The sequence below is a fragment of the Pedobacter sp. Leaf41 genome (assembly GCF_001422545.1).
Taxonomy (GTDB): Bacteria; Bacteroidota; Bacteroidia; order Sphingobacteriales; family Sphingobacteriaceae; genus Pedobacter.
Window position 1 is genome coordinate 78,388 of sequence record NZ_LMLE01000013.1, and the last position, 26,248, is coordinate 104,635.

Consider the following 26,248-nt stretch of genomic DNA (forward strand, 5'->3'; position numbering starts at 1 on the left):
CTATGTCAGACGAACAGCAAAATCCGCCACAAAATAATCCAATTGATTTAAATAAACCAGAACAACCCAACACTCCTCCTTCTGGTTTTGGACCAATAACTCCACCACCTTTTCAGCAACCACCTCCATTTGGTCAATTTGGTGGAATGGGCGGTCAGCAAAATCTTCCAAACGCTACGGTAGCTTTAGTTTTAGGGATTTTGGCACTTCCGGCATGTTGTTTCTACGGTATTTTCGGTTTAATATTTGGTATCATTGCATGGGCACTTGGTGGCAGCGATGTTAAAAAGTATCAGTTAAACCCAACAATGTATACTGAATCATCATTTAAAAATGCTAAAGCAGGTAAAATCTGCGGGATGATTGCGACGATATTGAGTTTGCTTTTTATTATCTTCTTCGTGTTAATTATAGCTGGTGCCATTACCCACCCAGAGGCTTACGATAGATTTTTTAAAGGATTTAACTAGGTGCTAATTTTACCTTAAAAATATAAATCGGATGGTGCATACCATCCGATTTTGTTATTTTTGTACCATTCAAATTGTAAATAAAAACTAACGATAATGTATCCAGAATATTTAGTAGAGCCAATGCGTAAGGAATTAACTAACGTAGGTTTTCAAGAATTAAAAAACGCAGAAGATGTTGACCAAGCCATTAAAGGCGAGGGCACTGTGTTGGTTGTAGTGAATTCGGTATGCGGTTGTGCCGCAGCGAATGCCCGCCCTGCAGCAAGAGCAGCAGCAGCTAACGAAAAACATCCAGATAAATTGGTAACAGTTTTTGCCGGAATGGAAAAAGAAGCTGTAGATCAGGCTAGAAACTATATGATGCCTTTTCCTCCGTCATCTCCTGCAATGGCATTATTTAAAGATGGTAAATTGGTTCACATGATCGAGCGTCATCAAATTGAAGGTCGGCCTGCACAAATGATTGCCGATAACTTGATTGGCGCTTTTGAACAATATTGCTAGTTAGGAACAAGGAGGAAAGAGTAAGGATTAAAGATTCAATGTCTATAAATCCTTACTCTTTTATTTTGCTAGCTTTTTTAGCTTTTGGTTCTCTGCTCCTTAATCTTTTCTCTTAAAAATCTTTATTAAGCAATTTCTCTAGCTCACCGAAAGAAACATTCATTCTTACTCGCCCTTGTTTGGCATAAGAAATTTCTCCTGTCTCCTCTGAAATTATTACCGCTACTGCATCAGTAGTTTCAGATACACCAATACCAGCCCGGTGTCTTAACCCAAATTGAGAAGGCAGTTGGTCGTTATCTGTTAAAGGCAAAATACAACTGGCACTTTTGATTTTATTTTCAGAAATCACAACAGCGCCATCATGCAGCGGACTGTTTTTTTGAAAAATACTTTCCAGTAATCTTTTTGAAATTTTTGCATCAACAACCTCGCAGCTGTTGGCAAAAAACTGTTCGTCGTAAAATTTGACAAACACAATCAATGCTCCTGTACGAGTTTTTTTCATTGTTTTACAGGCATCAATAATGGGTTTTATTCGCGTTAAATTATTCCGCTCAATTTCCTTTCGGCCAAATAAGTAACCCCACCAAGCTTTATTTTTTTGCAGAAATGCATTTTTGCCGATAAGCAAAAGAAAACGCCTGATTTCAGGGTGAAAAATAACAATCAGCGCAATGATCCCTACGCTCATAAATTTCTCTATGATGGTAGTTAGTAACTCCATGTGAAGGGCCTTTACTATCCAGTAAAAAACTGTGATAATAAACATGCCGACCAATAAGTTTACCGCCAACGTATTGCGTATCAGTGTGTAAACGTAGTAAATCAATATTGCAACAAGTACAATGTCTACCACATCTGTTGGCGATACCTTAAGAAAATCAAAATCAAAACCTTTCATCAGTCACAAGATACTAAAACAGTTATCAGTTTACAATTTTCAGTATCATATCTGAGGTTAACCCTGAAGCCTTTCGACCAACTTCACACATTCAACAGCTTCCTTCACATCATGAACCCTTAATATTTTGGCTCCTTTTTGCAAAGCGATTGTATTTAAAACTGTGGTGCCGTTTAGCGCTTCTGCTGCAGTTGTCCCCAATACTTTATACACCATACCTTTCCTTGAAAAACCAACTAAAATCGGGAGTTTAAATATTTTGAAAGCTTCCATTTCTCTCAGTAATTGGTAGTTGTGTTCGAGTGTTTTTCCAAAACCAAAACCTGGGTCAATAATTACGTCGTGTACCTTAAGTGCTCGAAGTTGGGCTATTTTTTTTGCCAGATAATCTAGCACTTCTAACGTTACGTTTTCGTAATGGGGGTTTTGATGCATGGTTTGTGGTGTACCCTGCATATGCATCATTAGGTATGGAACTTTTAGCTTGGCTACCATCTCGAACATTCCCTCGTCCAGATCGCCAGCAGAGATATCATTAACAATATGTGCCCCAGCATAAATGGTTTCTTCGGCCACTTTGGCTCTAAAAGTATCGATAGAAATAACTGCTTCCGGAAGCATGGTTGAAATGGCTTCAACTACCGGAACAGTGCGATATAACTCTTCTTCGATCGATACATCCACAGCTCCGGGTCTCGATGAATATCCGCCAATATCGATAAATGTGGCGCCTTCTTTCAAAAATTTTTCGGCTCTGGAAAGCGCTTCATAAATTGATTTGGTTCTGCTTGCACCGAAAAAAGAATCTGGGGTAATGTTTAGTATCCCCATCACTTTAGGCTCACTTAAATTAATTATTCGTCCCTTAGCGTTTATACTTTGCTGGGCTTCTAAAAAGTTTTTTTCTGACATAATAAAGCCTTCGGGATTTGGGTTTCGCTATAAAAATGTATCTTTAGCTTTTGTTCAATCTAGACAAAAATACACTAAAACTAATAATTTATTGATTTTGATACAAACAAATACTGCTGTAGAATTTGATGAAGTGATCGCGGTTTGCAGATCTTTATTTCTAAAAAAAACCAAGGATTATGGAACAGCCTGGCGTATTTTAAGGTTAAGTTCAATCACTGATCAGATTTTTATTAAAGCACAACGCATCCGTACTTTAGAGGAGAAAAAAGTTAGTCTGGTAGGCGAAGGCATCATTTCTGAATATATTGGCATTGTAAATTATTGCGTTATTGCGATGATGCAAATGGAGTTGTCGGAAACTGACCCAAATGAAATGCCTTACGGCGAGGTTGAACTCCAATTTGATTCAAAAATTGAGGAAACCAAAAACCTGATGTTTGCAAAAAACCATGATTATGGCGAAGCCTGGAGAGACATGCGGATCAGTTCTTTAACTGATTTAATATTAATGAAGGTTTTTCGCGTAAAGCAAATTGAAGATAACGAAGGGCAAACACTTGCTTCAGAAGGTGTAAAAGCAAACTATCAGGATATGCTAAACTACTCCGTGTTTGCATTAATTAAACTAGGCGTAAAGTAGATGAAAAATATAGTTTTAAGTATTTCAAGAATTTTCGTTGGTGTTCTCTTTATATTTTCAGGTTTAATAAAGGCTAACGATCCATTGGGGTTCGGCTATAAATTACAGGAGTATTTTGAAGTTTTCCATCTAAATTTTTTGAGTGGTGCAGCAACGGGGATTGCGATTTTGCTCTGCACCCTTGAGATTATACTTGGCGCACTGCTGCTTTTAGGTTTCTGGAGCAAAAAAGTGGCCTGGGGTCTACTTGTCCTTATCATTTTCTTTACCTTACTTACTTTCGTATCGGCTGCATTTAAGGTGGTTACCAGCTGCGGTTGCTTTGGCGATGCCATTCCGCTAACACCATGGCAGTCGTTTAGTAAAGATTTAATTTTACTGGCTTTGATATTGGTTATTTTCTTTAATAAACACCACATTAAACCAATTTTTACCAAGCTAGCTGTTCAGCGAAATATCGCGATCCTCATCACACTGGTGGCTTTAGGTTTTGGAATTTTTACTTATAACGTTTTACCGATAATAGATTTTTTGCCATATAAAGTCGGAGTGCACATCCCGTCTCAAATGATTATTCCGCCAGGCGAAAAACCAGATGAGTATGAAATTATGTATCATCTGGTAAATAAGAAAACCAAAGAAGAGAAAGATATGAGCGATAAGGCTTATTTAAAAACTGAAATTTGGAAAGATAATAATTGGGAAATCGTTGGTGAGCCAGTACAGCGCCTGGTTAAAAAAGGCTATGAGCCGAAGATAAAAGATTTAAAAATTACTGATGCTTCCGGCACCGATTATACAAAAGAACTCATTGAAAATCCATACTATAGTTTGATTTTCGTTGCTTATGATCTAAAAAATGCCAACCAGGCTGCGGTTGGAAAACTCAATGCACTGGCAATAAATGCGACGCAACAGTTTAATATTCGCACGGTTTTATTAACGGCAAATTCAGCGCAGGATGCAGAAGCATTTATTAAAAAGAATAACCTTTTCTCTGAGGTTTTTTACGCTGATGCTGTTCCATTGAAAAGCATGGTGCGGGCAAACCCAGGAGTTCTGTTACTCAAAAATGGCGTAGTGATTAACAAATGGCACTATCACAATGTGCCTACCTTTGATCAACTGAGCCGAAAATATTTCGATAGATAATGATTGGATATGCTATAAAAAAACTGATGTATGGCTTGCTGGTGATGGCGGGCGTAGTATTGGTTGTTTTTATACTCTTTAACATTTTGCCGGGCGATCCGGCCCGGATGACGATGGGTCAGCGAGCTGATGTGCAATCGTTGGAGGCAGTTCGTAAAGAGTTTGGTTTAGACCGTTCAAAACCCATGCAATTTGTACTTTATGTAAATGATCTTTCACCGATAAGCATTCTTGACAATGATGGTGTAACTCAAGCCAAATATCGTTATGCAAAATTAATCGGATTCGATCAAAAAGCACTAGTCTTAAAGTGGCCTTATTTGCGAAGCTCTTACCAAACTAAACGCGATGTAACGGCAATCTTATCAGAAACTGTTCCTAATACCTTTGTATTAGCGCTTACCGCAATGATTTTTGCGACTATTATTGGTGTGTTTCTAGGCGTATTGTCTGCCGTTTACAAAGATTCATGGATTGATAAAGCTGCCAATGCTTTCGCCATTCTGGGTATTTCTGCGCCCTCTTTCTTTGCCGGAATCATCATAGCCTGGCTTTTTGGTTTCGTATTAAGCGACTATACCGGTTTAAAAATGAGCGGAAGCCTGTATTCTTACGATCCTTTTAGTGGCGAAGTTTTAACACTAAGAAATCTCTGGTTGCCAATGATAACATTGGGTTTGAGGCCACTTGCCATCATTGTGCAACTTACCAGAAGCGCTATGCTTGATGTTTTAGCACAGGATTATATCAGAACAGCGAGAGCTAAAGGACTAAGTAGAAACGCAATTATTTACAAACATGCTTTAAAGAATGCGATGAATCCGGTAATTACCGCCATTTCGGGTTGGTTTGCTTCATTACTTGCCGGTTCTTTCTTTGTTGAATATATTTTTGGCTATAATGGTTTAGGCAGAACTACTGTAACTGCGTTAGAAATGTCAGATTTTCCAGTAGTCATGGGCTCCATCTTATTTATCGCTTTTGTGTTTGTGGTAATCAATATCCTGGTAGATATACTTTATGCTTACGTTGATCCAAGAGTAAAATTGGCTTAGCGCCCAACCATCGAAACTGATCGAAACACAAAATGGAAGAACATAATTTACAAGTAGTATATGAAGGATAGAAAATCAGATTCCCATTTAAGGGCGGAGGGATTAATTTTTCTCATTGGATATATGGGCTGCGGTAAAAGTACCAAAGCAAAACAGTTGGCGCACCGGTTAGAGTGCCCTGTTGTTGATCTGGATGCTGAAATTGTGAGCAAATCAGGCAAAACGATCGCCGAATATTTTGCAGAATTTGGCGAAAGTGGGTTTAGGAATTTTGAAAGTGAGATGCTTAAAACTTTTGATTATCCTGAGACTTGTGTGGTTGCAACCGGTGGCGGCTTGCCTTGCTTTTACGATAATATGGATTGGATGAATGCCAACGGAACAACGGTTTACCTCCAAATGGAACCTGCAGCTCTGGTTTCACGATTACACAACCGCCAAAAACGACCATTGATTAAAGATTTGAACGATGAAGAGCTTTTAGCATTTATTGAAGTAAAGTTAGAAGAGCGCAACCCTTTTTACTCGAAGGCTAAAATAATCGTTGATGCTTTTGATCTGGATGCTGAGCAGTTGGAAGAAACGATAAAAAATAAGATTAGCTAATTGGCTTATTTATTAATCAGCTAATTCATTAAATCCTGATCTATTATTTTAGCCGAAAGTAGCGCCAACGGAATTCCACCTCCTGGGTGAACACTACCACCGCAAAAATAAAGTCCCTTTATTTTAGAACTGAAATTTGCATGCCGCAGAAATGCAGCAAACTGGTTATTTGAGCTATTTCCGTATAACGATCCCTGATAAGACCCAGTTTTAGATTCTATGCTTCTTGGGTCAAGGATTTGCTCAGCTACGATGAGCTCCCCAAGATCAACTTTTAAAATCCTCTTGATTTTATTAATGATGTTTTGCCTGGCAGTAGCAATCAACTCCTCCCAGTTTTGGCCAACGTTTGCAGGAACATTAATCATCACAAACCAATTTTCACAGCCATCAGGAGCATCAGTTTTGATGTAATTTGAAGTGATGTTGATGTAAATTGTTGGGTCAGCGTAAATGGCCTTGTCTTTCCAAATGGCATCAAACTCAGCTTTGTAATCTGCCGCAAAAAGGATATTGTGCAAATCCAGCTCGGGATAACTCCCTTTAACTCCCCAGTAAAAAATCAGGGCAGAACTACTCCGTTCCTGACTTAATAATTTCTCTGGTGCTGGGAATTTCTTTAGTAGGTTCCGATAGGTAAACCAAATGTCGAGGTTAGAAATAACTACTTGCGCAACACTTTTATGTTCTTTGCAAATGATGCCTTCAACCTCTAATTTTCCTTTCTTGCTGATATAGACAATTTCGCTCACTTGGGAGTTAAAATGGAATTTAACACCCAAATCTTCTGCCAGCTTTAACAATGAAGTCGTAATGCTATACATTCCTTTTTTTGGAATAAAGGCGCCGAAATGATATTCAAAATGCGGTATCACATTTAAAGTCGCAGGTGCCTGATACGGGTTTGAGCCGTTGTAAGTAGCGTATCGGTTAAAAAGCTGCACAATTCGCTCATCTTTAAAAAAGCTTTGGTTGGCCTTTGCCTGAGTTCTAAAGGCATCTATTTGTCTGAAACGAAAGACCGATTTAAGCGTATCCCAGTGCAAGTAGCTTTTGATCTTATGAATTGATCGTTCTAAAAATACTTTATTCGTGACTTCATAAATGGTTTCACTTTTTCTAAGAAACTGATGGATTTCTTTGGCGTCGGATTTTGTTTTCGTTTCAATTTCCGCGGCGAATTTATTTACGTCAGTATGCGCTGTTAGCCGTAAACCATCTTCATAAAAATATCTGCAAACTTCATCCAGGCGTTCGTATTCAAAATAATCTTTCGGATTTTTCCCCGCCAGTTGGAAAAGTTCATCAACATATTGTGGCATGGTAAACAAGCTGGGACCGGCATCAAACCTAAAACCTTGAAAGTTCATTTCAGCGAGTTTTCCACCAGCATAAGCGTTGGCTTCGAAAACTTCTACATCAAAACCTTTTACAGCAAATCTAATGGCAGAAGCTATTCCTGCAATTCCCGCTCCGATAATAATGGCTTTTTGCTCACGCATCTTACTTCAACTCTTCGAGATAAACTTTTGTTTGGTTGTCAATTTCATTGGTTGCAAATTTTATTGCTGAACCTACATGGGTGGTTTCAGTTTTAACTGGCATTTTATTAATAGTGGCCAAGGCGTCAACGTACCATTTGCTCCACACTTCTATAATGTGTTTTTCGTCGGCTGCCAATTTGCCTTCAGTTATTGCTTTTTTACTGAGTTCGAATTCGGTTTTTAAACGGATCAGTGCATCAGATTTAACCTGTTTAACGGTGGTTAGAGCGGTATTTTCATCTGCAGAAATTAGGGTATAAGCAGCAGTTAATCCACTAATGCCCACGTTTTTCATTTCCGTTGGAGAAACTTTGTCTAATCGGTCATTATCTGTATGGTAAAATACATCGGTGAAGTGCCACATCAGCAATCCTGGAATTTTGTTTTGAAGAAATGGGGTGTGGTCACTTCCACCTTCAAAAGGATTGTAATTTACCGTCCAGTTTGCAAATTTCCCTTGTGCTTTGCAGATATCAAAAATAAAATCGTTGAAATAATGTGGAAACAGGTTTTTCTCCGAGACTTCGCCAGCGCCCCATTCGGTATGTTTATCTGTTCCTCTCGTCCAAATCGCTGATGGGTCAGGCATCTTTTCGATCAAGAATGATCCGCCTGTTTTTTTGGTATCCTCGCCAACCATATCTAAACTCATTCCCCACATAATCCCTTTAGCCCGGGCGGAATCTTCAACAATGTATCGTTTTGTTGATACAATTTCATCGCCCCATAAAAAAGTTAGGGTTCGTTGTGGTATAAGCTTTTTCGTTTGATAAAGTTCGGCTGTTAGTCTGGCCATTTCGGCTAATGTGCCTACGCCGCTAGCATTGTCGTTAGCGCCAGGTTCTTGCACATGCGCACTGAAAACGAATCGTTCATTAACTTTCACTGCGCCTCTTACATTTGCTACAATTGTTAATTCTTCCGAAGGATAGATTTTGGTTTGAATATTAACTTTCAGCTTTGTCGAACCTTTTAAACAAGCCGCCTTAAGTTTCTCTTTGGCAGCATAAGATAAAAGTAAAGTCCAAACTTCACTATCGGCCTTCATGCTCCCAAATTGTATGGAGCTTTGATGCACTTCTGGTTGTGTATATTTCGGCATGGAATAGCCAAGAACACCAATTGCACCTGCTTTTGCAGCAATAGCCAATAATCGCCCCGGATGATTCTCCGAAAAAATAATTTTCCCTTTAAGATCCAGCTTTTCTAACTCAGCCGGTTTTAAATTGTTAACCAATACCACATCTGCCATAACGCCACCAAGGGGTGTAGATTTGCAGTTTATAGGAATCATGTTCCTGTTGGTTTTGAAAGAAATTAACGGCTGCTGTTCTCCAACAATTTCTACACTCGCATCTATAGGTTCCCAGGTATTGTTTTTGAGCGGTCGCTTTTCAATTCGGTAGGTCAGGGGTGCCTCTAATTCGTTTTTTGTTTCTGCAACAAATCCCGCTTTTTTAAGAATGTTTTCTACATAATAAATACTTGCGTTAAAACCGCTATTTCCTGGAACGCGAAAATATTTCTCAATAAAAGCTGTGGTTTCGTAAGCGTTTTTTTCTTTGAAACCATTTCTGGTTAATTTAAAATAGTCGTCAGTAGTATTTTGAGCAAATCCTGCCAATCCCGCAAGAAGAAGAGTGAAAAGTATCCTTATTTTCATTTTGAATTAAAGGGTGAAAGATACTAAGAATATTTAGTCGTAACTAAAATTGTTTTCCGTTTTGCTGCTAAATGCCCGCTGATTTGGATGAAATCTGAAGCACAAATAAAGTTTTAACCAACTGATTTAAAATTAACACAAAGTTAATTAATACCGTTATGGTTTTCGGTATGAATTTTGTATTATTGTCCAAATAAATAGGTTTTTTATCATGAGCAAAGAAATATTAGAGTTTTCTGTATTAGTAGATGAAAAGTTTGACCTAAAATTTAATTGGCTTGAAGGTTTCTGGGAAACTGCATTTAAAATTTTTGGGAAATAAGTTTTTCAAATCAATTTTCTGAAGGAACAGTTCCTGTTCAAATGGAATGTTACACCCCTGTGTTTAGGTTTTTCTGGCTTTGACCTTTCTATCTTCAACGTTTAGCCTCTTTTTTCTATCTTTGCAAAATAATGAGTAGAAGAAAACCAGGTACGGTAACAATAGTTCCAAACGTACATATAATTGATATTGCTGAAGAAGGAAAAGGTGTAGGCAAAGCCGATGAGTTGGTTATATTTGTTGATAAAGCCGTTCCAGGCGATGTGGTTGACGTTCGTTTAACTAAAAAGAAAAAGAATTTTGCTGAAGCAGTGATCGATCAGATCCACGAGAAATCAGCATTGCGCACCGATCCTTTTTGTCCTCATTTTGGAACTTGCGGCGGTTGCAAATGGCAACACATGGGTTACGATTCGCAATTGAAGTTTAAGCAGAAAAATGTGGAGGCAGCTTTACAGCGACTGGGTAAAATAGATACTTCCCATGCTGAGCCAATTCTAGGTTCTGTTAAAAATAGATATTACCGGAATAAGTTAGAGTTTACTTTTTCGAATAAACGTTGGTTAGAAAGGACTGATGTGGAGCGGGATGAAGATTTTGATATGAATGCACTGGGTTTTCACGTTCCTTTGCGTTTTGATAAAATTTTGGATATTCAACATTGTTATCTGCAAGATGAACCTTCTAATTCTATTAGAAATGCCGTACGTAAATTTGCTTTAGAACATGAATTATCGTTTTACGATCTACGTAATCATGAAGGGGTTTTAAGAAATCTGATTATTCGTACTTCGAGTACAGGAGAGGTGATGGTTGCAGTGGTATTTGCTTATCCTCAGCCAGAACAGGTGGATGGCTTAATGAATTTCCTAAAAGCCGAATTTCCTCAGATTACTTCACTGCTGTATATCATCAACCAGAAGAAAAATGATACTATTTTTGATCAGGACGTTAATGTTTTTGCTGGTCGCGATCATATTTTCGAAGAGATGCCTTCTGGTTTGCCAGGAGGGGAAGCCATTCGCTTCAAAATTGGGGTGAAATCTTTTTATCAAACCAATTCGGAACAAGCTTTCGAATTGTATAAGATTACAAGAGATTTTGCAGGGTTTAAAGGCGATGAACTGGTTTACGATTTATATACCGGAGCCGGAACCATTGCTAACTTCATTGCTAAGCATGTAAAACAAGTGATTGGAGTAGAATATGTGCCAACAGCTATTGAAGATGCTAAATTCAATGCGCAACTGAATGGAATTGATAATACCATTTTCTACGCTGGCGATATGAAAGACATTTTAACCTCAGAATTTATTTTGGCTCATGGTAAACCTGATGTCGTAATTACTGATCCGCCAAGGGCAGGGATGCATGCAGATGTGGTTCAGCGCTTGCTGGAAATGGAATCGGAAAAAATTGTATACGTAAGTTGCAATGCAGCAACCCAGGCCCGCGATTTAGAACTGTTAAGCGCTAAATACGATGTCGCCCGTATTAAACCCGTCGACATGTTTCCACATACGCAACACGTAGAAAATGTAGTTTTGTTAAGGTTAAAGTAATAAAATGATTGAATGATTGAATGAGAGAATTGGGCAATTTGCCTTTAACATTCAGTGTTCACTCCTTCAAAATTTAATCACTAGTTAAGGTATGGATAGAGAAGAATTATTAAGTGCAACACCAGAAGATAGCGGACAACCGCAGAAAAAGCAGGAGAGTCCTCTGGTAAGTTTAGAAAAGGACCTTGAATTTTATGCTGATGCCATTAAAGAGGTTTCAATAGAAATTATGGTGGAAGGAATTTCTGCGCATCCAGTTTTTATTGCGCATCAACATGAGGTTAATATTGGAGAGTTAATTCTGAATAAAGAAGAGTTGAATACCGATTGGACAATACAGGCTTCGACTTTAGAAGAATTCGTAGAAAAAGGGATCATCAAAAAAGATAAAAAAGAAGCTTTTTTAAAGGTTTACAAAAAGCCGGAAGATTTTATGTGCGTATTTGTAGTGGTACCCGAAGGCGCTAATTTTATCTATTATCCTTATAACAAGAGATAGAGGCTTTAAGGATTGCTATCGATACGTGAATTAAAATCTGTAAAATCAGTATTGAAAAAGAGCCGCTTTGCATCCACAAAGCGGCTAATTTTATCATTAACTAAACTAAGTTCTTAATTTACGTGGTGCACATCGCCACTTTTTGAGTTTGAAGTTTTCTTCAAAGAAGCATTACCTTTATAACTCACATCGCCACCGCCGCTGGCTGCAGCTTCTAATCCTTTATTTACATATAAACTTACGTCAGAACCGCCCGAAGCTTGTACTTTGGCGTAATCAGTAACAAATTCATAAGCATCAATGTCGCTTCCACCGCTTGATTGAATGCTCATATTTTCAGCTTTTCCTTTTAAATCGATATCGCTACCACCGCTAGATTGGATGGTTAAATCCTTACAAACAACATTTAGCTTCAAATCTGATCCACCAGAAGAGTGAATAGCCAACTTATCCGTTTTTAATTGATTTTGAGTGAAAACATCAGATCCACCTGAAGCCGCTAAAGCGTTTAAAGTTTTATAATTAACATAAGCTTTAATTGTTCGGTTTTTAAACATCCCACTCCAATTGATTCCATCCTTAAACTTAATAGAAATGTTACTGCCGTTTTGTTCAACAATAAGATCTTTCAAAGTTTCCGCATCCGATTTTATAGTAACTGCTTCACTACCGCCTTGAGTTAAATACAAATCAATACCGCTACTTACGCCGACACTGTTAAAGTTTTTTACGGGATAATTTTTTGACTCTTGTGCCTTTGCCATATAGCTAATCACTATAATGAACAAAAAGGCAGATGATTTAAGAAATAACTTCATGGGTTTTGTTTTTGGTTATTGATTAGACGCATCCACATCCAAAACGTTGCAGGCAATCGAAATTATTTTTCAAATAGTTTGAATTTCAGGCTTAAAATCGTTCTTTTTGTATTCAACCTTTTTATACAATGGCATCGCAACTACTTATTCTTAATAAGAAACAAATCCAACAAAAGATAGATCGTATCGCTTACCAAATTTTAGAGGATAATTTGAACGAAAAAGAGATTGTACTGGCTGGAATTTGGGATCGTGGATATAAACTTGCGCTACGTTTAGAAAAGGTTTTGAAGAAAATATCCTCTTTTAAGCTGACTTTGTTACGTATTGATTTACAAAAAGAGAGCAGTAAGTTAATTGCCAGTACCGATTTAGATGAAAGCCATTGGAAAAATAAAGTAGTAATCATTGTTGATGATGTACTCAATAGTGGTAAAACATTAGCCTATGGCCTTGGTGTATTCCTTAATACGCCACATAAAAAAATTCGTACGGTAGTTTTGGTAGATAGAAGTCATAAAATTTTCCCGATAGCCACAGATTTTGTCGGTTTAGAATTGGCGACGATTTTAAAAGAACATGTAGATGTGGTAATGGATGTAGAAGGTGAAGAGGATCGGGTTTACTTAAGTTAATCTTTATTCCTGTAATATTCGCTTTAATCCTTAATATCTAACACTCCCGTTTGCAATTCACCTCAATTTTTTGCAACTTTCATGCATGTATCAGCCCAAAAAGAATACAATCATCTTTAATTTTTTTTCCTGGTATATTCAATTCATCATCAGGAAAGATTTTGCCGCCTATAAATATGATGAAGCAGCAATAAATACAGCGTCTTCTATTTTAATTCTGAGTAATCATTTCAGTTGGTGGGATGGTTTTTTTATCTTTTATCTCAATAAGAAAGTTTTCAAGAAACAATTTCATGTTTTGGTTAATGCTGATAACTATAAAAAAGTTGGTTTTTTGAAATACCTCGGAGCCTTTGCGCCAGAAACGAGGGGTAAAGATGTATTGGCCACACTTGATTATGCTGGTAAACTGCTAGATGAACCACAAAATTTGGTTCTTATTTTTCCGCAGGGGAAATTACATTCGAATCATGAAAAAACTGTCAAATTTGAAAAAGGAGTGATGCAGGTAATAAATGCCAGCAAAAAGAAGCTTAACGTTGTGTTCGCCGCAACTTTTATTGATTATTTTTCAAAAAGAAAACCTTCTGCTTACACTTATTTGCAAAATTGGACTAACGAAGAGTACGTAAGCTTGCAGTTATTAAAAAGCGAATACAATAAACATTACGATCAGTCGCTTGTTAAACAAACACAAATTACTGAATGACAATTTTTATTTACGCAGTTTTAATTTTTCTGGTGATTAGGTTTTCGGTAACAGTATTCAACTTTTTATCTAATCCAAAGCTACCACGAACAGTTAAGCATTATCACGATAAGGTCTCGATACTCATTCCTGCAAGAAATGAAGCTGAAAATATACTTCTTCTGCTAGAATCTATTCGCCACCAGGATTATAAAAATTACGAGGTAATTGTCCTTGATGATAATAGTACCGACGAAACCTACAACTTAGTCGAAAACTTCGCCAATAAGAATCAAAATTTTAAGGCTGTCAAGGGCAAAGTGCTTCCAACGGGATGGCTGGGAAAAAACTACGCTTGCCATCAGTTGGCTGAATTAGCTACCGGAAAATATCTTTTTTTCCTCGATGCAGATGAATCAATTCAACGTGGATTGATTAACAGTTTGATTGAACGAATGGAAGTTGGCCAGCTGGCATTGCTCAGTGTTTTTACCAATCAGGTTATGAAAACACTTGGCGAAATACTAACCGTTCCATTAATGCATTTTATACTGTTAAATTTACTTCCGCTGCGGTTAGTTAAGTTCTCTGCCAATCCGGCTTTTGCCGCGGCCAGTGGGCAATGCATGTTTTTCAATGCTAAAAACTACCATGAAAACCAGTGGCATCAACAGGTTAAGAAACAGATAGTAGAAGATGTAGAGATTATAAAATTGGTGAAACAATCAAATTACACCGCTGAAGCACTTTTAGGTAACCAGCTGATTCATTGCCGCATGTATAAAAACCTTGCTGAGTGCCTTTCAGGCTTTAGTAAAAATTTGCTGGCAGGTTTTGGTAATAACATTTTAATATTGCTAATTTACCAGCTTTTGGTAATTGTGGGGCCAATCATTTTGTTATTTTACTTCAACTTCGATCTGCTTGCCTTACCAATAACATTGATCATTTTAAGTAGAATGATGATCTCTTATTTATCAGGACAAAATGTTTTAATAAATTTGATTTTACATCCTTTACAGATGTTATTCTTCTTGATAATATCATTAATCTCTATAAAAAAACACATTCTTAAACAAGGCACATGGAAGGGCAGAACGATCAAAGCGATTTAAAAATTAAAAGAATTGCAGTTGCTATAATTGTTATATTCCATTTGGTAGGGATGATCGGCTTTTTGATTCCGGCTACACAACCTTATTTTATCCGATTAGTGCCATTCCACTTGTTGTTAATGTTTGCTGTGATTATTTTTTCTTACAATGCAGATGTTAAACGTTTATTGCTATTCGTTTCAGGCGTTTTTCTCAGCGGCTATTTAGTAGAAGTTTTAGGCGTACACACGGGTAAAATTTTCGGAAGCTATTATTATGGCGATACATTAGGTTATAAAATTGCAGCAGTTCCGCTATTGATGGGCGTTAACTGGGTGATTTTAATTTTCAGCATTGGCCAGATGATGAAAACCTTTAAAGTTAGAAATACCATTATCGCATCATTATTGGGTGCTGTGGCGCTGGTAACACTCGATTATTTTATTGAACCCGTAGCCATGAAATTTGATTATTGGCATTGGGACCTTCACGAAATTCCGGGCCAGAACTTTGTGGCTTGGTTTATCGTTTCCGTGATATTGCTTAAGTTTTATTATGCCTTAGGTTTAAAACAACAGAAATATATCGGTGTTACTATGTTTGTTTCGCAATTAATCTTTTTTGTTGTTTTATACATGACAACCGGAACAAATATTTTTGCTTAATTTTGCGACATAATGGGTTATAATTTACAAGTCAATATCGATAAATCATCAGGCTTTTGCTTCGGCGTAGTTTACGCTATAGAAATGGCGGAAGATATTTTAGAAAGTGAAGGCTATCTGTATTGCCTTGGTGATATTGTTCATAACGACGAAGAAGTTGAAAGGTTAACTAAAAAAGGGTTGAAAATCATCGATCATGATGTTTTGAAAGGCCTTAAAAATGAGAAAGTTCTAATCAGGGCACATGGCGAGGCACCTTCAACTTATCAATTGGCTTTAGAAAATAACCTAACCCTTATCGATGCTTCTTGCCCGGTTGTATTAAAACTACAAAACAGGATCAAAAACTCTCATGATGATGACGAGCAAGTTTTGATTTTTGGGAAACATGGTCATGCTGAAGTGATTGGTCTGCAAGGCCAAACAGACGGAAAAGCAATTGTTTTCCAGGATTTAGCAGAGCTTGATCAGGTAGAACTTCCATCAAAATTTACCCTTTATAGCCAAACTACAAAGAGTACTGATAAGTTTTATCATATTAAAGATGAACTCATATCCAGAGGTTACGACGTTAAAGCAAATGATACCATTTGCAGGCAGGTATCTAACCGTTACGAAGAATTGGAAAATTTTGTAAGTAATTATGATAAAATCGTTTTTGTTTCTGGCAAAAAGTCATCCAACGGAAAAGTGCTTTATGATGTTTGCAAAAAGTATAATGATAGTTCCTATTTCGTTTCCAATGTAGAGGAGTTGGATCAAAACTGGTTTGCAGCAAATGATAAAGTGGGGATTTGTGGCGCTACATCAACTCCAATGTGGCTAATGGAGAAGGTGAAGGATGCATTGGAGCAATACTAATCTAGATTATTAGATAACCTTTTTGAATGTTAACTGTTTAAATATTATTGCAGTTCAACTATAAATCATACTAGTGGTATCCCAATGGGAAAAAATCAAAGCTCATTTCTTGGTGTAATAGTAGCTTCTATTGTAATCTTATGCTGGTTTCTTTCGTTATATTTTCTTTTGAGATGGGATTTCGCTTGGAATAATCCATTAGTTTACCTGATGATTTTTGTGCAAATGCACTTGTACACCGGTTTGTTTATTACCGCTCATGATGCAATGCATGGCACTATTTCCTCAAATAAAAGCATCAATAATTTTTTCGGCTATTTATCGGTATTTCTTTACGCAGGTTTTTTCTACAATAAACTTTATTCGAAACACCATAATCATCATAATCACGTTCACACGCCCAATGATCCTGATTTTGCACCTCATGGTTTCTGGCGATGGTATCTTCGTTTCATGTTAAATTATGTAACTATTATTCAGTTGGTTATTATGGCGGTTGCTTTTAATGTCCTTCAAATCTGGTTGAAACAAGAAAATTTGCTACTTTTTTGGGTACTACCCTCATTGCTCAGTACTTTTCAGCTTTTCTATTTCGGCACTTATGTGCCTCACCGGGGGGAACATGACAACGAGTATCATGCATCAACCTTACAGAAAAATCATTTTATAGCTTTTATAACTTGCTATTTTTTCGGTTATCATTTAGAACATCATCAAAAGCCGCATATGCCTTGGTGGCAATTGTATAAAACTAAATAGATTAAAAAGGGTTTTTACCAAATCTTGATACTTACGACACCAAATTTGACGCTAAAAAACCGATATTTGCGGTACAAAACATATTCTGAAATTAAATGAGCAAGAAGGGAATTTTACTGGTAAATTTAGGAACACCCGATAGTCCACAAACTGCAGATGTTAGAAAATATCTCGATCAATTTTTGATGGACGAAAGGGTAATCGATATTCCTAAATTAAACAGAACATTATTGGTGAAAGGCATAATTGTTCCGTTCCGAAGCCCAAAAACAGCCAAATTATACAAAGAAATATGGAATGAAAATGGCTCGCCACTATTGTATTATAGTCGCTTGCAGGCAAGGATGTTGCAAGAAAGATTAGGTGATGATTACCACGTGGAGTTGGCCATGCGTTACCAAAGTCCTTCCATAGCTTCGGCGCTGGCAAACCTAAAGGCAGGTTTGGTAGAAAGCATCCAAGTGATCCCAATGTTTCCTCAATATGCTTCAGCGAGTTCTGGTTCCGTTATACAACTGGTGATGGAGCTGGTAAGCAAGTGGCAAACTGTGCCGCCGATATCTTTTGTCAACTCCTTTCATGATAATGAGTTGATGATTAAACTGTTTGCAGAAAATGCCCGCAAGCATGGAGTAGAAAATTATGATCATGTATTATTTAGTTTTCATGGATTACCAGAAAGGCAATTGCTTAAATGTGATCATACTGGAAGCTATTGCTTAAAAAATGCTGATTGCTGCCAGACATTAAATGATACAAATAAATTTTGTTACTCAGCTCAAGGTCATGATACCGCTCGACTAATTGCGACCGAATTAAACTTACCAAAAGAAAAATATACTGTTTGTTTTCAATCTCGTTTAGGTAAAGAACCTTGGGTGCAACCTTACACAACCGATGTTTTAAAGAAATTAGCCGCTGAGGGAAAAAAACGTTTACTTGTTTTTAGTCCTGCTTTTGTAGCCGATTGCTTAGAAACACTCTACGAGATTACAGTAGAATACCATGAAGAATTTAGAGCTTTAGGTGGCGAACATGTTCAGTTGGTAGAAAGTTTAAATGATAGTCCGGTATTTATTGAGGCACTTGCCGGGATGGTTAAATAAATTAAGAATGGCAAGATTTATCATTTTAATGGGGGTTTCTGGCAGTGGCAAAACGGTTATTGGTAAATCCCTTGCCCCAAACCTTAACGCTGAATTTATTGACGGTGATAATTTGCATACTCAACGAAATGTAGATAAAATGGCTGCCGGCATTCCGCTTACTGATGAAGATCGGTTGGATTGGTTAAATCTTATCGCAAAGGTTGGTCATGATCATGCTGAACATGGAACCACCTGCATTATTGCGTGCTCGGCATTGAAACGTAAATACCGTGATATTTTAAGAGCAACCAATCCGAAAATGGGTTTCATTTATTTAAAGGGAAGTTATGAGCTAATCTTTGATAGGATTTCAAAACGCTCTCACCAATACATGCCAAGTAGTTTATTGCAAAGCCAGTTCGATACTTTGGAAGAACCGCAAGCCGATGAAAAGGATGTGTTCGTAGTTTCAATTGACCAGGAAGTTTCAGAAATTGTGGATGATATTGTTAAGGCTGGTTTGGTTGAATAATTGTTGAAATAATCTTATCCGTTGCACCTTTTTTGTCACCTACATATTTTTTAGCAGCAATTCTAGCAATTTCGTTTGCTGCGAACGATTCAAATGCAGTTAGTAACTCATCCCCTGCAGAAATACTTTTTGCTACACTGAGTATAATCAAATCTTTAGCTTCCTGAAATTTATCGTACTTCGGGCCAAAAATTACAGGTAAACCGAATGCTGCAGCTTCGAGCGTATTATGTATTCCAGCTCCAAAACCACCTCCAATATAAGCCAGTTTTCCGTATTGATATAAAGAGGAAAGCATACCAATGTTGTCTACGATGAGCGTTTGGTATTCTGCGTTTGGCGTTTGATTATTAGAATTGAGAACTGAAAACCTTACACTGCCAATAGGAAACTGTTTCTCGATACTTTCGATATGGCTTTCATGAATTTCATGCGGTGCAATAATAAATTTCCAATCAGGATATTTCTCCGGCAAAGCCGATAGTAAATTTTCATCTTCCGGCCAGGTACTTCCACAAATTAATGTCGGCGAATTACCGATAAAAGCTTCTACTTTGGTAAGCTTCTTAGGAGATTTAGCGTTTTCGTAAACCCGATCAAAACGGGTATCGCCGCTAACCATCGCGTTAAACAATCCAATTGAGTTCAGAAGCCTTTTACTTTCCTCGTTCTGAACAAAGAAATAGGAAACTGCTTTTAAAATCTGGCGATAAAAACCTCCATACCATTTGAAAAAAACTTGGTTTGGTCTAAAAATTCCCGAGATGACATAGAGTGGAATATTGCGATTTTTTAATTCTTTGAAATAAAAATGCCAGAATTCATATTTGGTAAAGATAGCCATCTCCGGATTAATCAAGTCCAGGAATCGCCTGGCATTGTGAGCGGTATCGATCGGAAGGTAAAAAACATCTGCAAGTGCATAGTTTTTTCTAATCTCATATCCCGAAGGAGAAAAAAACGTTACTACAATCTTTTTTGCTGGAAAAAGGACTTTAAGTTTTTCTAATACTGGCCTTCCTTGTTCAAATTCTCCCAATGAAGCGAAGTGAAACCAAACATGTTTTTCTCCAGCATCCACCTGTTGCTTTATTTCATTAAAAAGGTTTTTACGGCCCCTTATAAATAATTTCGCTTTGCTATTAAACAGCGAAAAAATCAAAATAATCACATGGTAAACTCTAATTCCTAATATGTAAAGCAAAAGCATTGTTGTAAATTCCTATCTTCGTGGCCAAGATAAAACGAATATATTTAAAAAGCTTAAAAATATATGAAGATAGCCGTTATTGGTACCGGATATGTAGGGTTGGTTACCGGAACATGTTTAGCCGAGACAGGAAACGATGTGATTTGTGTGGATATAAATGAGGATAAAGTTCTGAAAATGCAGAACGGCGAGGTTCCCATTTACGAACCTGGTTTAGATTTATTATTTCATAGAAATATAGAACAAGGTCGACTAACCTTTACTACAATTTTGGGCGATGCGATAAAGGATGCTCAAATTATTTTCATGGCTTTGCCAACGCCTCCGGGTGGAGATGGGGCTGCAGATTTATCTTATATTTTAGGTGCAGCAAAAGACATTTCAAAGCTAATCACGGAGTACAAAATCATTGTCAACAAATCTACTGTTCCGGTAGGGACGGCCGATAAAGTAAAGGCGGTTTTTACAGAGAATACCAGTATTGAAGTTGATGTGGTTTCGAACCCAGAATTTTTAAGAGAGGGTGTTGCCGTTGATGACTTTATGAAGCCCGATCGTGTGGTACTTGGCACAACAAGTGAGAAAGCAAAAAAAATAATGGCCGAACTTTATGGTCCTTATGTTCGCCAGGGAAACCCCATTCTTTTTATGGATGAGCGTTCTTCTGAATTGACAAAATATGCTGCAAATTCTTTTTTAGCCACTAAAATCACCTTCATGAACGAAATTGCAAATCTTTGCGAGTTAGTAGGTGCTGACGTTGATGCCGTAAGAAAAGGAATAGGTTCTGATGACCGGATTGGAAAACGCTTTTTATTTCCAGGTGTAGGTTATGGTGGCTCTTGTTTCCCAAAAGATGTTCAGGCGCTGGTTAAATCTTCGGATGATTACCAATATGATTTCCAGATTTTAAAATCGGTGATGGAGGTTAATGAACGCCAAAAAACCATTTTAGTTGATAAGGTGTTAAAATATTATAAAAACGATATTAAAGGCAAGCATTTTGCACTTTGGGGTTTGGCTTTTAAGCCAGAAACGGATGATATCCGCGAAGCGCCAGCTTTATATATTATTGATTCACTGCTTGGCAACGGAGCTACTGTAACCGTTTTCGATCCGGAAGCAATGGAAAATGTAAAAAATACCATAGGTGATAAAGTGAATTATGCTAAAAACCAATATCAAGCCTTAGAAAATGCAGATGCATTGCTTATTGCTACAGAATGGTCGGTTTTTAGAAACCCTGATTTCGATAAGATTGATGAAACCTTAAAAAGTAAAGTAGTTTTTGATGGTCGCAATTTGTACGATTTGCAAAAAATGATCGATCTTGGCTACTATTATAACAGCATAGGAAGAAAGCTAGTAGACTAACATGGGCAAAAAGAGGATTTTAATTACAGGCGCAGCAGGTTTTTTAGGCTCGCATTTATGCGATAGGTTTATAAAAGAAGGTTTTCATGTTATCGGGATGGATAATTTGATTACCGGCGATATGGCAAATATCGAACAGCTATTCAAGCTGGAAAATTTTGAATTTTACAATCACGATGTTTCCAAATTTGTTCACATTCCTGGTAAGCTTGATTATATTTTACATTTTGCTTCGCCAGCCAGCCCGATAGATTACCTAAAAATCCCCATTCAAACATTAAAGGTTGGTTCATTAGGAACGCACAATTTATTAGGCTTAGCCAGAAATAAAAGCGCCCGAATGCTGATTGCTTCTACATCTGAAGTTTATGGTGATCCAAGCGTAAACCCACAGCCCGAAGAATATTGGGGAAATGTAAACCCGGTGGGTCCTCGTGGGGTTTATGATGAAGCAAAGCGTTTTCAGGAAGCCATCACTATGGCTTACCATACTTTCCATGGCGTAGAAACGAGGATTGTAAGAATATTTAATACTTACGGACCAAGAATGCGACTGAATGATGGTCGGGTTTTACCAGCTTTTATTGGTCAGGCATTACGGGGTGAAGATTTAACTGTCTTCGGTGATGGTAGCCAAACCCGTTCATTCTGTTATGTTGATGATTTGATTGAAGGGATTTACCGCCTGTTGATGAGCGATTATGCCCAACCAGTGAATATCGGTAATCCAGATGAAATTACCATCAAACAGTTTTGCGAAGAAATTATCAAGCTCACAGGCACCTCGCAGAAAATAGTTTATAGGGAGCTTCCTCAAGATGATCCAAAGCAAAGAAGGCCCGATATTACAAAAGCAAGAGAAATTTTAGGATGGGAGCCGAAAGTTGGGCGTGCAGAAGGACTAAAAATTACCTACGAATATTTTAAATCGTTACCTCCCGAGGCATTAGCGAAAATAGATCATAAAGATTTTACCACATTTAACCGTTAAAAATGACAAAGATATTAGTTACCGGCGGAACAGGATATATTGGTTCGCACACCGTAGTAGAGTTGCATAATGCAGGTTATGAAGTGATTATCGTTGATAATCTTTCAAACTCGAGCATTAAAATTTTAACCCAATTGCATGCCATTACTGGTAAGTGGTTTGAGTTTGTAGAAATAGATCTTCAGGATGATAAAGCTGTTCAGGATTTCGCGGAGAATAATACCGATATCACAGGTATTATCCATTTCGCGGCTTCGAAAGCGGTTGGGGAATCGGTAGAAAAACCTCTAAAATACTATAAAAATAATTTTTATGGGCTAATCAACCTCCTTGTATCATTCAATAAAAAGATCGATTTTGTATTTTCGTCATCTTGTACGGTTTACGGTCAGCCAGATAGCCTACCGGTTACCGAAGCTGCTGAGATTAAGAAAGCGGAGTCGCCATATGGAAATACAAAGCAAATTGCCGAAGAAATTTTAGCCGAGACGGCTGCCGTTACTCCAGATTTAAATGTAATCGCTTTGCGTTATTTTAATCCGGTTGGCGCTCATGAAACTGCATTGATAGGAGAACTACCAAACGGTGTTCCGGCAAATTTGGTTCCCTTTATTACACAATCGGCTATTGGCAAACGTGGTCCAATTACGGTATATGGCGATGATTATGAAACACCAGATGGTTCTGCTATTCGGGATTATATTCACGTAGTAGATTTAGCTAAAGCTCACGTTGCTGCTATTAAGCGCCTGGAAGAAGGTAAAGGAAGCTCAAATTATGAGGTTTTTAATATCGGAACAGGTAAAGGATCATCAGTTTTGGAAATCATTTCGGCCTTTGAGAATGTTACCGGCGAAAAACTCGATTATAAAATCGGACCAAGAAGAGCTGGCGATGTCGTTCAGGTTTATGGAGATGTTGAAAAGTCAAAAAATGACTTGGGCTGGAAAGCAAATCTTGATATCAATGAAATGATGCGTTCTGCTTGGGAGTGGGAAAAATACCTAAAGGCTAACCCATTTTAAATGAAATTATCAGAGCATAAAGATCTAAAAACGGCCATTACAGATTTGCCTATCAAAGAAAAAGATAAGCTCTTGTTACGTTTAATAGCCAAAGATAAAGTGCTCACAGAACATCTTCACTACAAACTTTTAGAATCTGAAAGTGATCTGGAAGACCGCAAAGAAAAAATTAAGACCGATGTGAGCGAACAGGTTCCTGAACTTAAAAAACTTAATGCAAAAGAAGCTTTGGTTAAAGTAAGGAAAATGATCACATCGGTTAACCATTTTTACAAGGTTACAAAAGATCCGATCGGAGAAGTAGAACTCAAGCTTTTCATTCTAAATATCATTCCCTTCGATTACCGAAAATCTATTTTTGGCTATCGCGATTACATGATTTTGTTTTCATCGTTTTACATTAAAACAGCTGCAATAACCATTAATAAGTATAAGAAACTGCATGAAGATTTGCAGTTTGATTTAAGCGAAAGCTTAAATAATTTGCTCGATAAAATCTATTCTTCTAAATTAGCAGCGGCAGCTGAGGCATCAAATTTGCCAAAAGAATTAAGTTAAAGTCATGATCTATCGCCATGTTCGGATTGTTTAAGAAGAGAAAAATAGTTCCCGAATTTAACTTTTCAAATATTGGAACTGATATGCACTCTCATATTATTCCTGGGATAGATGATGGTGCCCAAACGATAAACGACTCTATTCTCTTGGCTAAAAAGTTTAAATCATTAGGATTTAAAAAACTAATTGCCACCCCGCATATCATGGCCGATTATTTTCGCAATACGCCTGATACCATCAATCGCAGTCTAGATATTTTGAGGAAAGGCTTACAAGAAATTCAGCTCGATTTAGAAATTGATGCCGCCGCCGAATATTATCTGGATGAAACTTTAGAAAAGAAAGTTAAACAAAAAGAAGTGCTCACATTTGGTAGCAACTATTTACTCTTTGAGCTTTCCTATATCAATGCGCCTCAAAATTTATTCGATATTATAAAAATGATGCAAGATGCAGGTTATAAGCCAGTACTTGCTCATCCCGAACGCTATCCATATTACTATGGCAGTTTAGAATATTACAGCCAGATCAAAGAAACAGGTTGTTTATTGCAAATGAATTCAATTGCTTTAACAGGATATTATGGTTCTGGAGCTAAAAAAATTGCTGAAGAAATGGCAGAAAACCATTTGGTAGATTTTATTGGAAGTGATATGCACCACTTAAAACATGCAGCTGCGCTGGAAGAGAGTTTGACTACCCCAATAATGCAGTGCCTATTAAGCCAGCATCAGCTAAATAATGTGTTGATTTAATCAGCTAGCTTCCGAAACTGGGGTTTATTCATAACGCAAAGCTTCAACAGGATCTAATTTCGAAGCTTTTTTTGCTGGATAATATCCGGAAACGATTCCTACCAATACACAAAGGGCAAAGCCTCCAATAATGAAAAACCATGGAATAATGAAGGCACCGCCCATGGCGAGAGATATCACATTTCCTAAAACAATGCCTAAAAATATACCTAATACCCCACCCATCAGGCAAATAACCACAGCCTCAATTAGAAACTGTCTGCGAATAACCTGAGGATTAGCACCAATCGCCTTTCTGATTCCAATTTCACGTGTACGCTCGGTAACACTTACCAGCATAATATTCATCAAACCAATAGAAGCGCCCAGTAACGTGATAATACCGATCGCTACACCGCCAACGGCGACAAAAGCCAGGTTTTCGAATAAGGTCTGCGCAATGGCATCGCTCTTGGTAATTTCAAAATTATTGCCCTCGCCAATTTTTACTTTACGGATATTTCTAAACAGTGCGGTCGATTCGCCAATTACATTTTCCTGATCATTATTGTCAGATACCATAACGGTGATGGTGTAAGATGGATTAGCATTAGCGTTAATCTGTTTGGCTTTTAGCAAAGGTACATATACTGCCCTATCTCCGCTAAAACCCATACTAGAACCTTTTTTCGCTAACACGCCGATAATTTTAAAACGATTGTTTCCTACGTTGATCAACTTATCCATCGGATCAGAATCCTTAAAAAGTCGTTCTACAACTTCTCCTCCAACAATACACACATTGCTTCCCATGGCAACTTCAGAAAGTCCGAAATTTCTGCCTTCTGATAAACTCAAGCCTTGCGAAGCTAAGCCATTCTCATCTATACCCTGAACGTTAATGTTCGGATTTGTTTTTAATGTACCATACTTTACCGTTGAGCCACCGCTGGCAAAAACACTAACGGCAACCGTAGCCGGGGCATTTAAGCCATTCTTAAATTTAACAGCATCCTCATAACGGATAGATTTAAAAGGTTTTGGTCTTTTTCCGTTTCCGATTCTAATTCCCGTTCCGCGGTTTCTAATTGTAAATGAGTTGGCACCCATGCTACTAAAAGCATCAGTCATACTTTTCTTTACAGCATCAAGTGTGGTTAAAATACCTACCAGAGCCATTAAACCTATGGCAATTATTAGGGCAGTAAGCATGGTGCGTAAGCGATTACCCTTGATAGATTCTAATGCCAGTCTGATGTTTTCTCTGTAGTTCATTTAGTATTGCGCTAAGCGTTTGGCGGACAAAGCCTGTAAAAATAAAAAAAGTCCCGATGTTTAGACAAAGGGACCGCACTATATGTTACAATAATATTTTAT

29 protein-coding genes are annotated in these 26,248 nt (G+C 37.5%); 22 read left to right on the forward strand and 7 right to left on the reverse strand.

Translation table 11 applies throughout. The features are described 5' to 3' along the window. Positions 1-2 precede the first annotated feature (2 nt). Both ASE92_RS20435 and ASE92_RS20440 read left to right on the forward strand, forming a co-directional pair. The gene (locus ASE92_RS20435) at positions 3-470 is read left to right on the forward strand and encodes a CCC motif membrane protein (protein WP_200926478.1); all 468 of its coding nucleotides are present in this window, start codon (positions 3-5) and stop codon (positions 468-470) included. Between the two features lie 96 nt (positions 471-566). After that, positions 567-977: a BrxA/BrxB family bacilliredoxin gene (locus ASE92_RS20440; RefSeq protein WP_056851979.1), complete on the forward strand. Its 411-nt coding sequence runs from the start codon at positions 567-569 to the stop codon at positions 975-977. Positions 978-1,089: 112 nt separating this feature from the next. On the opposite strand, the gene cdaA is transcribed toward ASE92_RS20440, so the two are convergent. Both cdaA and folP read right to left on the reverse strand, forming a co-directional pair. Next, positions 1,090-1,881, reverse strand: a complete 792-nt coding sequence (gene cdaA, locus ASE92_RS20445) for a diadenylate cyclase CdaA (protein WP_010602775.1) — start codon at positions 1,879-1,881, stop codon at positions 1,090-1,092. 57 nt (positions 1,882-1,938) lie between these two features. Next, on the reverse strand, positions 1,939-2,793 hold the full coding sequence (folP, locus tag ASE92_RS20450) for a dihydropteroate synthase (RefSeq protein WP_056851980.1): 855 nt from the start codon (positions 2,791-2,793) through the stop codon (positions 1,939-1,941). 100 nt (positions 2,794-2,893) lie between these two features. Between folP and ASE92_RS20455 the strand changes: the two genes are divergently transcribed. The 4 genes from ASE92_RS20455 to ASE92_RS20470 are packed head-to-tail and all read left to right on the forward strand — an operon-like array spanning position 2,894 to position 6,249. Beyond that, entirely contained in the window at positions 2,894-3,436 is a 543-nt protein-coding gene (locus ASE92_RS20455) for a DUF1599 domain-containing protein (protein WP_056852024.1), read from the forward strand. Continuing rightward, positions 3,437-4,588 (forward strand): BT_3928 family protein, encoded by a 1,152-nt coding sequence (locus tag ASE92_RS20460; protein WP_056851981.1) that lies wholly within the window; start codon positions 3,437-3,439, stop codon positions 4,586-4,588. It begins immediately after the preceding gene. Next, the gene (locus ASE92_RS20465) at positions 4,588-5,643 is read left to right on the forward strand and encodes an ABC transporter permease (RefSeq protein WP_056851982.1); all 1,056 of its coding nucleotides are present in this window, start codon (positions 4,588-4,590) and stop codon (positions 5,641-5,643) included. The genes ASE92_RS20460 and ASE92_RS20465 overlap by 1 nt, the downstream gene beginning before the upstream one ends. Positions 5,644-5,703: 60 nt before the next feature. Next, the gene (locus tag ASE92_RS20470) at positions 5,704-6,249 is read left to right on the forward strand and encodes a shikimate kinase (RefSeq protein ID WP_056851983.1); all 546 of its coding nucleotides are present in this window, start codon (positions 5,704-5,706) and stop codon (positions 6,247-6,249) included. A gap of 20 nt (positions 6,250-6,269) precedes the next feature. Here ASE92_RS20470 and crtD read toward each other — a convergent pair whose 3' ends face one another. Then, positions 6,270-7,751 (reverse strand): 1-hydroxycarotenoid 3,4-desaturase CrtD, encoded by a 1,482-nt coding sequence (gene crtD, locus ASE92_RS20475; RefSeq protein WP_056851984.1) that lies wholly within the window; start codon positions 7,749-7,751, stop codon positions 6,270-6,272. A gap of 1 nt (position 7,752) precedes the next feature. Continuing rightward, positions 7,753-9,456 carry a M28 family peptidase gene (locus ASE92_RS20480; RefSeq protein ID WP_056851985.1) on the reverse strand — a complete coding sequence of 568 codons (1,704 nt, stop codon included), beginning with the start codon at positions 9,454-9,456 and terminating at the stop codon, positions 7,753-7,755. 211 nt (positions 9,457-9,667) lie between these two features. Here ASE92_RS20480 and ASE92_RS20485 point away from each other — a divergent pair, with 211 nt between their 5' ends. The 3 genes from ASE92_RS20485 to ASE92_RS20495 all read left to right on the forward strand — a co-directional run bounded on the left by ASE92_RS20485 (position 9,668) and on the right by ASE92_RS20495 (position 11,839). Further along, positions 9,668-9,778, forward strand: coding sequence for a hypothetical protein (locus ASE92_RS20485; protein WP_056851986.1), 111 nt, complete (start codon positions 9,668-9,670; stop codon positions 9,776-9,778). Between the two features lie 131 nt (positions 9,779-9,909). Continuing rightward, a complete protein-coding gene (gene rlmD / locus ASE92_RS20490) occupies positions 9,910-11,340 on the forward strand; it encodes a 23S rRNA (uracil(1939)-C(5))-methyltransferase RlmD (RefSeq protein ID WP_056851987.1) in 1,431 nt (476 codons plus the stop codon). Positions 11,341-11,431: 91 nt separating this feature from the next. After that, a complete protein-coding gene (locus ASE92_RS20495) occupies positions 11,432-11,839 on the forward strand; it encodes a hypothetical protein (RefSeq protein ID WP_056851988.1) in 408 nt (135 codons plus the stop codon). A 113-nt stretch (positions 11,840-11,952) separates the two neighbouring features. On the opposite strand, the gene ASE92_RS20500 is transcribed toward ASE92_RS20495, so the two are convergent. Next, positions 11,953-12,657, reverse strand: coding sequence for a head GIN domain-containing protein (locus ASE92_RS20500; RefSeq protein ID WP_056851989.1), 705 nt, complete (start codon positions 12,655-12,657; stop codon positions 11,953-11,955). Between the two features lie 128 nt (positions 12,658-12,785). Between ASE92_RS20500 and ASE92_RS20505 the strand changes: the two genes are divergently transcribed. From ASE92_RS20505 to ASE92_RS20540, 8 genes are all read left to right on the forward strand, one after another. Beyond that, positions 12,786-13,292 carry a phosphoribosyltransferase family protein gene (locus ASE92_RS20505; RefSeq protein WP_056851990.1) on the forward strand — a complete coding sequence of 169 codons (507 nt, stop codon included), beginning with the start codon at positions 12,786-12,788 and terminating at the stop codon, positions 13,290-13,292. Positions 13,293-13,377: 85 nt separating this feature from the next. After that, the gene (locus ASE92_RS20510) at positions 13,378-14,001 is read left to right on the forward strand and encodes a 1-acyl-sn-glycerol-3-phosphate acyltransferase (protein WP_056851991.1); all 624 of its coding nucleotides are present in this window, start codon (positions 13,378-13,380) and stop codon (positions 13,999-14,001) included. After that, entirely contained in the window at positions 13,998-15,095 is a 1,098-nt protein-coding gene (locus ASE92_RS20515; RefSeq protein WP_056851992.1) for a glycosyltransferase family 2 protein, read from the forward strand. Before ASE92_RS20510 ends, ASE92_RS20515 begins: the two co-directional genes overlap by 4 nt. Further along, positions 15,065-15,739, forward strand: coding sequence for a carotenoid biosynthesis protein (locus ASE92_RS20520; protein ID WP_056851993.1), 675 nt, complete (start codon positions 15,065-15,067; stop codon positions 15,737-15,739). Before ASE92_RS20515 ends, ASE92_RS20520 begins: the two co-directional genes overlap by 31 nt. Before the next feature lie 12 nt (positions 15,740-15,751). Then, positions 15,752-16,600 carry a 4-hydroxy-3-methylbut-2-enyl diphosphate reductase gene (locus ASE92_RS20525; protein ID WP_056851994.1) on the forward strand — a complete coding sequence of 283 codons (849 nt, stop codon included), beginning with the start codon at positions 15,752-15,754 and terminating at the stop codon, positions 16,598-16,600. Between the two features lie 84 nt (positions 16,601-16,684). Continuing rightward, complete coding sequence (locus ASE92_RS20530; RefSeq protein ID WP_056851995.1) at positions 16,685-17,359, forward strand: fatty acid desaturase; 675 nt, start codon at positions 16,685-16,687, stop codon at positions 17,357-17,359. 95 nt (positions 17,360-17,454) lie between these two features. Next, the gene (gene hemH, locus ASE92_RS20535) at positions 17,455-18,465 is read left to right on the forward strand and encodes a ferrochelatase (RefSeq protein WP_056851996.1); all 1,011 of its coding nucleotides are present in this window, start codon (positions 17,455-17,457) and stop codon (positions 18,463-18,465) included. Positions 18,466-18,472: 7 nt separating this feature from the next. Continuing rightward, a complete protein-coding gene (locus tag ASE92_RS20540) occupies positions 18,473-18,979 on the forward strand; it encodes a gluconokinase (RefSeq protein WP_056851997.1) in 507 nt (168 codons plus the stop codon). Here ASE92_RS20540 and ASE92_RS20545 read toward each other — a convergent pair. Further along, the gene (locus tag ASE92_RS20545) at positions 18,957-20,189 is read right to left on the reverse strand and encodes a 3-deoxy-D-manno-octulosonic acid transferase (RefSeq protein ID WP_056851998.1); all 1,233 of its coding nucleotides are present in this window, start codon (positions 20,187-20,189) and stop codon (positions 18,957-18,959) included. The genes ASE92_RS20540 and ASE92_RS20545 overlap by 23 nt on opposite strands. A gap of 63 nt (positions 20,190-20,252) precedes the next feature. Here ASE92_RS20545 and ASE92_RS20550 point away from each other — a divergent pair, with 63 nt between their 5' ends. From ASE92_RS20550 to ASE92_RS20570, 5 genes are all read left to right on the forward strand, one after another. Beyond that, positions 20,253-21,563 carry a UDP-glucose/GDP-mannose dehydrogenase family protein gene (locus ASE92_RS20550; protein ID WP_056851999.1) on the forward strand — a complete coding sequence of 437 codons (1,311 nt, stop codon included), beginning with the start codon at positions 20,253-20,255 and terminating at the stop codon, positions 21,561-21,563. A 1-nt stretch (position 21,564) separates the two neighbouring features. After that, on the forward strand, positions 21,565-22,554 hold the full coding sequence (locus ASE92_RS20555; protein ID WP_056852000.1) for a UDP-glucuronic acid decarboxylase family protein: 990 nt from the start codon (positions 21,565-21,567) through the stop codon (positions 22,552-22,554). A 2-nt stretch (positions 22,555-22,556) separates the two neighbouring features. Continuing rightward, positions 22,557-23,579 carry a UDP-glucose 4-epimerase GalE gene (galE, locus tag ASE92_RS20560; protein WP_056852001.1) on the forward strand — a complete coding sequence of 341 codons (1,023 nt, stop codon included), beginning with the start codon at positions 22,557-22,559 and terminating at the stop codon, positions 23,577-23,579. After that, positions 23,580-24,137 carry a hypothetical protein gene (locus ASE92_RS20565; RefSeq protein WP_056852002.1) on the forward strand — a complete coding sequence of 186 codons (558 nt, stop codon included), beginning with the start codon at positions 23,580-23,582 and terminating at the stop codon, positions 24,135-24,137. It abuts the gene before it with no gap. 83 nt (positions 24,138-24,220) lie between these two features. Continuing rightward, a complete protein-coding gene (locus tag ASE92_RS20570) occupies positions 24,221-24,892 on the forward strand; it encodes a tyrosine-protein phosphatase (protein WP_235527412.1) in 672 nt (223 codons plus the stop codon). A gap of 24 nt (positions 24,893-24,916) precedes the next feature. On the opposite strand, the gene ASE92_RS20575 is transcribed toward ASE92_RS20570, so the two are convergent. Beyond that, entirely contained in the window at positions 24,917-26,146 is a 1,230-nt protein-coding gene (locus tag ASE92_RS20575) for an ABC transporter permease (protein ID WP_056852004.1), read from the reverse strand. Positions 26,147-26,248: the final 102 nt, after the last annotated feature.